At 66.1% G+C, this 9,728-nt stretch carries 11 protein-coding genes; 7 read left to right on the top strand and 4 right to left on the bottom strand.

The window, feature by feature from the left end:
• The 4 genes from CY652_RS23425 to CY652_RS23410 all read right to left on the bottom strand — a co-directional run.
• Positions 1-588 (bottom strand): citrate/2-methylcitrate synthase (locus CY652_RS23425; RefSeq protein WP_308410411.1); only part of this gene is annotated, 588 nt, incomplete at its 3' end.
• Between the two features lie 22 nt (positions 589-610).
• Positions 611-1,519, bottom strand: coding sequence for a methylisocitrate lyase (prpB, locus tag CY652_RS23420; RefSeq protein ID WP_102133092.1), 909 nt, complete (start codon positions 1,517-1,519; stop codon positions 611-613).
• Positions 1,516-2,532 carry an HpcH/HpaI aldolase/citrate lyase family protein gene (locus CY652_RS23415; protein ID WP_102133091.1) on the bottom strand — a complete coding sequence of 339 codons (1,017 nt, stop codon included), beginning with the start codon at positions 2,530-2,532 and terminating at the stop codon, positions 1,516-1,518. Before CY652_RS23415 ends, prpB begins: the two co-directional genes overlap by 4 nt.
• 224 nt (positions 2,533-2,756) lie before the next feature.
• Complete coding sequence (locus CY652_RS23410) at positions 2,757-3,740, bottom strand: malate dehydrogenase (protein ID WP_102133090.1); 984 nt, start codon at positions 3,738-3,740, stop codon at positions 2,757-2,759.
• 502 nt (positions 3,741-4,242) lie between these two features.
• On the opposite strand from CY652_RS23410, the gene CY652_RS23405 reads away from it, so the two are divergent.
• The 7 genes from CY652_RS23405 to gltA form a co-directional block, all read left to right on the top strand.
• Positions 4,243-5,028 carry a GntR family transcriptional regulator gene (locus CY652_RS23405; protein ID WP_102133089.1) on the top strand — a complete coding sequence of 262 codons (786 nt, stop codon included), beginning with the start codon at positions 4,243-4,245 and terminating at the stop codon, positions 5,026-5,028.
• Between the two features lie 170 nt (positions 5,029-5,198).
• Entirely contained in the window at positions 5,199-5,615 is a 417-nt protein-coding gene (gene sdhC, locus CY652_RS23400; RefSeq protein ID WP_102133088.1) for a succinate dehydrogenase, cytochrome b556 subunit, read from the top strand.
• A 4-nt stretch (positions 5,616-5,619) separates the two neighbouring features.
• Complete coding sequence (gene sdhD / locus CY652_RS23395) at positions 5,620-5,988, top strand: succinate dehydrogenase, hydrophobic membrane anchor protein (RefSeq protein ID WP_102133087.1); 369 nt, start codon at positions 5,620-5,622, stop codon at positions 5,986-5,988.
• 4 nt (positions 5,989-5,992) lie between these two features.
• Positions 5,993-7,768, top strand: coding sequence for a succinate dehydrogenase flavoprotein subunit (gene sdhA, locus CY652_RS23390; RefSeq protein WP_102133086.1), 1,776 nt, complete (start codon positions 5,993-5,995; stop codon positions 7,766-7,768).
• Between the two features lie 30 nt (positions 7,769-7,798).
• Positions 7,799-8,500, top strand: a complete 702-nt coding sequence (locus CY652_RS23385; RefSeq protein ID WP_102133085.1) for a succinate dehydrogenase iron-sulfur subunit — start codon at positions 7,799-7,801, stop codon at positions 8,498-8,500.
• A gap of 1 nt (position 8,501) precedes the next feature.
• The gene (locus CY652_RS23380) at positions 8,502-8,774 is read left to right on the top strand and encodes an FAD assembly factor SdhE (RefSeq protein ID WP_102133084.1); all 273 of its coding nucleotides are present in this window, start codon (positions 8,502-8,504) and stop codon (positions 8,772-8,774) included.
• 78 nt (positions 8,775-8,852) lie between these two features.
• Positions 8,853-9,728 (top strand): citrate synthase (gltA, locus tag CY652_RS23375; RefSeq protein ID WP_102133083.1); only part of this gene is annotated, 876 nt, incomplete at its 3' end.

Raw genomic sequence — 9,728 nt, 5'->3', positions numbered from 1 at the left:
CTCGGCGTACAGGTTCAGCGAGACGTGCATGGCCTCGACCCACGACTTCGGGGGCTGGACGCCGTGCAGCAGGTGCAGGAAGTGCGCGCCGATCGAATCGTCGTCGGTCTCGACCTCGATGCGCCGGCCGTTGTGGGCGTAGTGATACCAGTAGAGCAGCATGGAGCCGAGCGAGGCCATGAGGCGGTCGGCGATGTCGCGCGCGCCGGTCGGGGCGTGGTCGTCCTTCTCGGGCAGCAGCGAGCCGAGCACGGAGACGCCGGTGCGCATGACGTCCATCGGGTGCGCGGCGGCGGGAATCCACTCGAGCGCGGCCTTGAGGCTGGCGGGCAGGCCGCGCAGGGCCTTGAGCTTCGCCTTGTAGGCCGCGAGCCCGGCGGCGTTGGGCAGCTTGCCGTGGACGAGGAGGTGGGCGACCTCCTCGAACTCGCAGGCGCCGGCAATTTCGAGGATGTCGTAGCCGCGGTAGTGCAGGTCGTTGCCGGTGCGCCCGACCGTGCACAGCGCCGTGTTGCCCGCCGGCACGCCCGACAATGCCACCGATTTCTTCGGCTTGAAGCCCGGTTGAGGGGTAGTCGTCTCGCTCATCTGCTCGTGTCTCCTCGCTGGCTCATTTTTTCTGGCCGGTCTGCTGGTTGAACAGGGCGTCGAGCTTCTGCTCGTACGCGTGATAACCGATGCTTTCGTAGAGTTCGGCGCGCGTCTGCATCGTGTCGAGCACCGCCTGCTGCGTGCCGTCGCGACGGATCGCCCGGTAGACGTTCTCGGCGGCCCGGTTCATCGCGCGGAACGCGGAGAGCGGGTAGAGCACGAGCGAGACGTCGGCGCCGCCCAGCTCCTCGACCGTGAAGAGCGGCGTCGCGCCGAACTCGGTGATGTTCGCGAGCACGGGCACCTTGACGGCCGCGGCGAACTGCCGGTACATGCCGAGCTCGGTCATCGCCTCGGGGAAGATCATGTCGGCGCCGGCCTCGACGCAGGCGCAGGCGCGGTCGATCGCGGCCTGCAGGCCCTCGACGGCGAGCGCGTCGGTGCGCGCCATGACGACGAACTCGGGGTCGGTGCGCGCGTCGACGGCCGCCCTGATGCGGTCGACCATCTCGTCCTGCGAGACGATCGCCTTGCCCGGGCGGTGGCCGCAGCGTTTCGCGCCGACCTGGTCCTCGATGTGCATCGCGGCCGCGCCGGCCTTCGTCAGCGCCTTGACGGTGCGCGCGATGTTGAACGCCGACGGCCCGAAGCCGGTGTCGACGTCGACGAGGAGCGGCAGGTCGCAGACGTCGGTGATGCGGCGCACGTCGGTCAGCACGTCGTCGAGCGTGGAGATGCCGAGGTCGGGCAACCCGAGCGAGCCGGCCGCCACGCCGCCGCCCGACAGGTAGATCGCCTTGAAGCCGGCGTGCTGCGCGAGCAGCGCGTGATTGGCGTTGATCGCGCCGACCACCTGCAGCGGTTTTTCCCCGGCGAGCGCGGCCTTGAATGCCGCGCCGGCCGAGAGGAGAGACGTCGTGCCGTTCATGATGTGCGCTCCTCCGCGGTGGCGGCCGGCGCGAAGAGCGGCGCGGCCTCGTCCGGAATGCCGTGCCCCGTCGAGCGGGCGCGTTGCAGCACCGACCAGTAGTAGCGATAGCTCGCGCGGTCGTGCAGCGTGTCGCGATGGCGCGTCGGACCCCACTGCGCTGTCTGCGCGGCGAGCAGGATCTCGGCGGCCGTCGTCACTTCTTCTTCGCGTGGCGCGAACGCGGCCACGATGGCGGGAATCTGCGCCGGGTGGATGCTCCACATGCGCGTGTAGCCGAACTCGTTGCGCGCGCGCCGCGCGTCGCTCGCGACGACGTCCATGTCGCGGACTTCGGTCGTCACGTTGTGCGAGGGGACCTTGCCGTGCGCGTGGCAGGCCGCGGCGATCTCGAGCTTGGCGCGCCGCACGAGCGGATGGTCGAACTGGCCGGGCGAGCGCATCGCGCCGTCCGGAATCGCGCCCGTGTGCGCGGACACGAAGTCCATCAGCCCGAAGCTGAGCGCCTCGACGCCGCGCAGCGCCGCGAGTTCGAACACGTGCGCGAGCGCGCCGTGCGTCTCGACGAGCACTTGCGCCGGCACCGGTTGCGCGATGCCGAGCTCGAGCCGCGTTGCTTCGACGAACGCGACCATTTCCGCCGCGTCGGCGACGCGGCGGACTTTCGGCAGCGTGACGTAAGCGGGCGCGCGCTTCGCCGCGCGCAGAATGAGGCGCACGTCGTCGCGCCAGTGCGGATGGTCGAAGTCGTGGATGCGCACGCCGACGCGGCCGAAGCGGTCGTGTTCGCCGCCGAGGAACGACGCCACGAGTTCGGCGTGTTCGGCTTCGCGTCCCACCTGGGCGCCGTCCTCGCAGTCGAGCGTGACGTCGAACACGGGGCCGAGCGACTGTTGCAGCGCGAGCGACTTGAGTATCAGCTTCTCGCTGCCGGCATAGTGATCGCACGCTGGCAGCGCGGCGGGCGGGGTTTCGCCTTCGAACAGCACTTCGGCAGGAGTGAGGGCGCGCATCTTCGGCGTCAGTCAGGTGTCTGATGGAGGGGTGAGGCCTGATCCGGATGCGCTTTGCTCATGGCATCGCCGCTTGCGGCAAGAGGCGTAGGGGGCGCAAAACGCATTCGGATCAGGCGCGCGAAGCACGGCGTTGCCGCCGCACGCCGCGCGCCAGAACAACTTCGCGCGCAAAAAAACCGGAACCCCCCGCACGAGCGGAGCCCCGGTCGGTCCGCACGGGATCAGCCGAGCAGATGCTGGACGCCGTCGCGTTCCTCGAGCAGTTCCTGGAGCGTGCCGTCCATCTTTTCGCGCGAGAACGCGTTGATTTCGAGGCCCTCGACGCGCTTGTACTCGCCGTTCTCGCAGGTCACCGGCACGCCGTAGAGGATGTCTTCGGGAATGCCGTACGAGCCGTCCGACGGAACGCCCATCGTGACCCACTTGCCGTTCGTGCCGAGCACCCAGTCGCGCACGTGATCGATGGCCGCGTTGGCCGCCGAGGCCGCCGACGACAGACCGCGCGCTTCGATGATGGCCGCGCCGCGCTTGCCGACGGTCGGGATGAACACGTTGCGGTTCCATTCGTCGTCGTTGATGAGCTTCTCGAGCGACTGGCCTTCGACGGTCGCGAAGCGGATGTCCGGGTACATCGTCGGCGAGTGGTTGCCCCAGACGGCGAGCTTCTCGATCGAGGCGACCGGCTTGCCCGACTTCGCGGCCAGTTGCGAGAGCGCGCGGTTGTGGTCGAGGCGCAGCATCGCGGTGAAGTTCTTCTTCGGCAGGTCCGGCGCCGACTTCATGGCGATGTAGGCGTTCGTGTTGGCCGGGTTGCCGACCACGAGCACCTTCACGTCGCGGCTCGCGACGGCATTCAGCGCCTTGCCCTGCACCGTGAAGATTTCGGCGTTGGCCGAGAGCAGGTCCTTGCGCTCCATGCCCTTCGAGCGCGGACGGGCGCCGACCAGCAGCGCGACGTCGGCGTCCTTGAACGCGACCTTCGGATCGTCGGTGACCACGACGCCCGCGAGCAGCGGGAACGCGCAGTCTTCCAGCTCCATCACGACGCCTTTGACGGCGGCCTGGGCTTGCGGCAGGTCCAGCAGTTGCAGGATGACGGGCTGGTCCTTGCCGAGCAGGTCGCCGTTGGCGATGCGAAAGAGCAGGGAGTAACCGATTTGACCTGCGGCGCCGGTGACGGCAACGCGCTTTGCGGGCTTAGCCATTGAAAATCTCCAGGAGTATGCGTTAGACGCCAGGGTAAAGCGCCATTTTATATGCGCGTTACGCCGGGCGTTCATGAAACGGGCGAAAGCGCGCCGCACGCGCATCGCCGGCCGGATAGGCCGGGCCGCGTGCCGGCGGACTGCCGCCTGCCGGTAACCTGTGCGACCGAGCGAGAGGCCCGCGGAAAGAGACGCTCCAGGCCGGCCGCTCGTGTGTGCCGGCCCTTGCAACAGGCTCGCTTCGGTCTGTCCGGCGGCGTCTGGCGCGAGGTCAGCGGGGCGGACAGCCTCCACTGCGTGTGGGGGCAGCATGATGGGCGGCTCGCGGCGCAGTGCGCCGCGTGCTGGGCGAATGCCGGCCAGCGGCCCGCAAACCCTTGCTCGCCCCGGAGTTTAGGAGCGGGTCGGAGCAAAGTCAACAGTATCATATGTCTTATATAAGACATAAGTGTTGGGCCGGAATTGCTGGACGCTGCGGGGGCCTTTATGTTGAAATGCGCGCATGAGTGCGAACCCGCCGAGCCACGCCAATTCGCCCGCCCACGAGGGCGGCGCGGCCGCGCCCGCGTCTTCGCCGACCTTCAGTCCGCTCTATCAGCAGATCAAGGGGCTCATCACGCAGAGCCTCGAATCCGGCGAGTGGAAGCCGGGCGACATGATCCCGAGCGAAGTCGAACTGGCCGCCCGCTATAAGGTAAGCCAGGGCACCGTGCGCAAGGCGATCGACGAGCTCGCCGCCGAGAATCTGCTCGTGCGCCGCCAGGGCAAGGGCACGTTCGTCGCGACGCACAGCGAGGATCGTGCCCAGTTTCGCTTTCTCAGATTGCTGGCCGATGACGGCGCCGAACATCCGCACGTGAGCCGGCTGCTCGAATGCCGGCGGCTGCGCGCCGCGGCCGAGATCGCGCGGCAGCTCGACCTGAAGCCGGCCGATCCGGTGGTGCTGGTCCGCCGGCTGCTGCAGTTCGACGGCGAAACCACCGTGCTCGACGAAATCTGGCTGCCGGGCGGCGTGTTCCGCGGCCTCACGCTCGAGCGGCTGTCGGGCTACAAGGGGCCGCTCTACGCGATGTTCGAGACGGAGTTCGGCACGCGCATGATCCGTGCCTCCGAGAAGATCCGCGCCGTGGCCGCCGAGCCCGCCGTGGCGGAACTGCTCGGCGTGCCGTCCGGTTTTCCGCTGCTTTCCGTCGAGCGCGTGTCCTACACCTACGGCGACCGGCCCGTCGAAGTGCGGCGCGGCTGGTATGTCACAACCGGGTACTACTATCAGAACGATCTCAGTTGAAAAGAGAGAAACCGGAGCGTCGGCGGGCGTCGCGGGGATCGTGCGGACGGCCCGTAACCGGCGCACGACCGGCATGCGCGGGCAGCGGCAATGGCGCTATTTTCGCTGCAGCGCGAAATGAAAAGGCGCTAAAATCGCGAATTGGTGTGACTACAAAGTAGGGGTCTAGTATGGCTGAAGCCGTAAAAAAACCGAGGCCGGAATTCCGGAACATCGGGATCGGGCAAATATTGTCGGCATACCGGCTACCGTTGGCCGGGCGCGTATCGATTCTGCACCGCGTGAGCGGCGCGCTGTTGTTCCTCTTCCTGCCTTTCCTGCTGTATCTGTTCGACCAGAGCCTCACCTCCGAACTCAGCTTCGAAGTATTCAAGGCTTTCCTCTCCAATATCATCGTCAAGCTCGTCGTGCTGGTTCTCGGCTGGGCTTTCCTGCTCCACTTCTGTGCCGGGGTGCGTCACCTCCTCATGGACGCGAGCCACAACCTCTCGACGAAGGAAAACGGCAAGAAGACCTCCGTCGTCGTCGTGATCGTTTCCTCGATCCTCACGATCGCCTTCGCGGCAAAACTCTTCGGGGTGTTCTGAAAAAATGGCTGCCAATAACGGAATTGGTCCGAAGCGCCTCGTCGTCGGCGCTCACTACGGTCTGCGCGACTGGATCGCGCAACGCGCCACCGCCGCGATCATGGCGGTCTACACGGTCATTCTGCTCGTCTGGTTCTTCGGCGCGCAGGATTTCTCGTACGACGGCTGGGCGTCGATCTTCGCCGCGCAGTGGATGAAGCTGGCGACGTTCGTCACGCTGCTCGCGCTGTTCTATCACGCCTGGATCGGCGTGCGCGACATCTGGATGGACTACATCAAGCCCGTGGGCCTTCGCGTCCTGCTCGACGTGCTGACGATTGTCTGGTTGCTCGCGAGCGCGGGCTATGCCGCGCAGATTCTCTGGAGAGTGTAAAAGCATGGCTGCAATCAAGAATTCCCTGCCGCGTCGCAAGTTCGACGTGGTCATCGTCGGAGCGGGCGGCTCGGGGATGCGCGCCTCGCTTCAGCTCGCGCGCGCGGGCCTCTCGGTGTGCGTGCTCTCGAAGGTGTTCCCGACGCGCTCGCACACGGTGGCGGCGCAGGGCGGCATCGGCGCCTCGCTCGGCAACATGAGCGAGGACAACTGGCACTTCCACTTCTACGACACGATCAAGGGCTCCGACTGGCTCGGCGACCAGGACGCGATCGAGTTCATGTGCCGCGAAGCCCCGAACGCCGTCTACGAGCTCGAGCACCTCGGCATGCCGTTCGACCGCAACGCCGACGGCACGATCTACCAGCGTCCGTTCGGCGGCCACACCGCGAACTACGGCGAGAAGCCGGTGCAGCGCGCCTGCGCGGCCGCCGACCGTACCGGCCACGCGCTCCTGCACACGCTTTACCAGCAGAACGTCGCGGCGAAGACGCAGTTCTACGTCGAGTGGATGGCGCTCGACCTGATCCGCGACGCCGAAGGCGACGTGCTCGGCGTGACGGCGCTCGAAATGGAAACGGGCGACGTCTACATCCTCGAAGGCAAGACCACGCTGTTCGCCACGGGCGGCGCGGGCCGGATTTTCGCGGCCTCGACCAACGCGTTCATCAATACCGGCGACGGCCTCGGCATGTCGGCGCGCGCGGGCGTGCCGCTGCAGGACATGGAGTTCTGGCAGTTCCACCCGACCGGCGTGGCCGGCGCGGGCGTGCTGATCACCGAAGGCGTGCGCGGCGAAGGCGGCATTCTGCGCAACGCGAACGGCGAGCGCTTCATGGAACGCTACGCGCCGACGCTGAAGGATCTCGCGCCGCGCGACTTCGTCTCGCGTTCGATGGACCAGGAAATCAAGGAAGGCCGCGGCGTCGGTCCGAACAAGGACCACGTGCTGCTCGACCTCTCGCACATCGGCGCCGAGACGATCATGAAGCGTCTGCCGTCGATCCGCGAAATCGCGCTGAAGTTCGCGAACGTCGACTGCATCAAGGAGCCGATCCCGGTCGTGCCGACCATCCACTACCAGATGGGCGGCATTCCGACGAACATCCACGGTCAGGTCGTGGGCACCCCGAAGGGTCACGAAGAACCGATCAACGGCTTCTATGCCGTCGGCGAATGCTCGTGCGTCTCGGTGCACGGCGCGAACCGTCTCGGCACGAACTCGCTGCTCGACCTCGTGGTGTTCGGCCGTGCGGCCGGCAACCACATCGTCAAGCACGTGAAGGAGCTCAAGGACCACAAGCCGCTGCCGGCCGATGCGGGCGACTTCTCGCTCTCGCGTCTCGCCGAGCTCGACAAGTCGACCTCGGGCGAGTACGCGCAGAGCGTCGCGAACGACATCCGCGGCACGATGCAGAAGCACGCCGGCGTGTTCCGCACCTCGAAGCTGCTCTCGGAAGGCGTGGGCGAGGTCGCGCAACTGGCCGAGCGCGTGAAGCACATTCACCTGAAGGACAAGTCGAAGGTATTCAACACCGCGCGCGTCGAAGCGCTCGAAGTGGCGAACCTGATCGAGGCGGCGCGCGCGACGATCGTTTCGGCCGAGGCCCGCAAGGAAAGCCGCGGCGCGCACGCGCAGAGCGACTACGAACACCGCGACGACGAAAACTGGCTGCGCCACACGCTGTGGCATAGCGCGGACGACCATCTCGAGTACAAGCCGGTCCACATGCAGCCGCTCACGGTCGAATCGGTGCCGCCCAAGGCGCGCACGTTCTAAGTCGATCAGCCAGTCAAAAAGGAATCGGAAATGGCCAAACGAATTTTTGAAGTCTACCGCTACGATCCGGACAAGGATGCCGCGCCGCGCATGCAGACCTACGAGCTCGAAATCGAGCACGAACGCATGCTGCTCGACGCGCTCGTCAAGCTGAAGGAGCTCGACGAGACGGTGTCGTTCCGCCGCTCCTGCCGCGAAGGCGTCTGCGGCTCGGACGCGATGAACATCAACGGCAAGAACGGCCTCGCCTGCCTGACGAACCTGAACGATCTGCCGCACAAGATCGTGCTGCGTCCGCTGCCGGGCCTGCCCGTGATCCGCGACCTGATCGTGGACATGACGCACTTCTTCAACCAGTACCACTCGATCAAGCCGTACCTCATCAACGACACGCCGCCGCCGGAGAAGGAACGCCTGCAGTCGCCGGAGCAGCGCGACGAGCTGGACGGCCTGTACGAGTGCATTCTGTGCGCGAGCTGTTCGACGTCGTGCCCGAGCTTCTGGTGGAACCCCGACAAGTTCGTCGGCCCGGCGGGCCTGCTGCAGGCCTATCGCTTCATCGCGGACAGCCGCGACGAGGCGACCGGCGAACGCCTCGACAACCTCGAGGACCCGTACCGTCTGTTCCGTTGCCACACGATCATGAATTGCGTCGACGTCTGCCCGAAGGGTTTGAACCCGACGAAGGCCATCGGCAAGATCAAGGAACTGATGGTGCGCCGCGCCGTTTGAGATGGATTCGACCGCGCATCAAGCCGACCCCCTGCGCCGCGCGCGCCTTCGCTGGCGCGCGCGGCGAGGCCTGCTCGAGAACGACCTGATTTTCGAGCGCTTTTTTGGCCGCTATGAGCATGACCTCAGCGACGCCGACGTAGGCGCACTCACGCGCCTCTTCGAGCTGAGCGATAACGACCTGATGGACTTGCTACTTGCACGCAAGGAACCGGAAGGCGACCTTGCCGACCCGGACGTGAAACGGGTTCTGGAGCTGCTTCGTCACGTCTGAGCGCGGCGGCGTCAGGAGGCGCCGCGCAACAGGGCGTGCAACCACGAGATCCTGTCTTTTTTCGATTGAGGATGTGCTATGACTCCGTCTGATGTAAAAGCCACGCTATCGTTCAGCGATAATTCGCCGAGCGTCGAACTGCCGATCTACAAGGGCACGATGGGCCCGGATGTGATCGACATCCGCAAACTGTACGGTCAGACCGGCAAGTTCACGTACGACCCGGGCTTCATGTCGACGGCGTCGTGCAACTCGGCGCTCACCTACATCGACGGGGACAAGGGCGAACTGCTGTACCGCGGCTATCCCATCGAAAACCTCGCGCAGAACGCCGACTTCCTCGAGACCTGCTACCTGCTGCTGCACGGCGAGCTGCCGAATAAGGCGCAGCAGGCCGAATTCGAGCAGACCGTCACGCAGCACACGATGGTCCACGAGCAGATGCAGTTCTTCTTCCGCGGCTTCCGTCGCGACGCGCACCCGATGGCGGTGCTCGTCGCCGCCGTCGGCGCGCTTTCGGCGTTCTACCACGACTCGCTCGACATCAATAACCCGCGCCACCGCGAAGTCTCGGCGATCCGCATGATCGCCAAGCTGCCGACGCTTGTCGCGATGGCCTACAAGTACAACATCGGCCAGCCGTTCGTGTACCCGCGCAACGACCTGTCGTACAGCGCGAACTTCATGCGGATGATGTTCTCGAACCCGTGCGAGGAATACAAGGTCAACGACGTGCTCGTGCGCGCGCTCGACCGCATCCTGATCCTGCACGCGGACCACGAGCAGAACGCGTCGACCTCGACGGTGCGCCTCGCGGGCTCGTCGGGCGCGAACCCGTTCGCGTGTATCGCGGCCGGCATCGCGTGCCTGTGGGGCCCGGCGCACGGCGGCGCGAACGAGGCGGCGCTGAACATGCTCGAGGAAATCGGTTCGGTCGACAAGATTCCCGAGTTC

This window comes from Burkholderia sp. WAC0059, from assembly GCF_002870125.1.
Classification (GTDB): domain Bacteria; phylum Pseudomonadota; class Gammaproteobacteria; order Burkholderiales; family Burkholderiaceae; genus Paraburkholderia.
The sequence above is the reverse complement of the archived record's forward strand: the minus strand, read 5'-3'. Positions and strand labels throughout refer to the sequence as shown.

Coding starts and splice junctions, on each gene's coding strand:
- CY652_RS23405 (WP_102133089.1), top strand. CDS start 4,243: ATGAGTGCGAACCCGCCGAGCCACGCCAATTCGCCCGCCCACGAGGGC.
- CY652_RS23410 (WP_102133090.1), bottom strand. CDS start 3,740: ATGGCTAAGCCCGCAAAGCGCGTTGCCGTCACCGGCGCCGCAGGTCAA.
- prpB (WP_102133092.1), bottom strand. CDS start 1,519: ATGAACGGCACGACGTCTCTCCTCTCGGCCGGCGCGGCATTCAAGGCC.
- sdhC (WP_102133088.1), top strand. CDS start 5,199: ATGGCTGAAGCCGTAAAAAAACCGAGGCCGGAATTCCGGAACATCGGG.
- sdhD (WP_102133087.1), top strand. CDS start 5,620: ATGGCTGCCAATAACGGAATTGGTCCGAAGCGCCTCGTCGTCGGCGCT.
- CY652_RS23385 (WP_102133085.1), top strand. CDS start 7,799: ATGGCCAAACGAATTTTTGAAGTCTACCGCTACGATCCGGACAAGGAT.
- CY652_RS23415 (WP_102133091.1), bottom strand. CDS start 2,532: ATGCGCGCCCTCACTCCTGCCGAAGTGCTGTTCGAAGGCGAAACCCCG.
- CY652_RS23380 (WP_102133084.1), top strand. CDS start 8,502: ATGGATTCGACCGCGCATCAAGCCGACCCCCTGCGCCGCGCGCGCCTT.
- sdhA (WP_102133086.1), top strand. CDS start 5,993: ATGGCTGCAATCAAGAATTCCCTGCCGCGTCGCAAGTTCGACGTGGTC.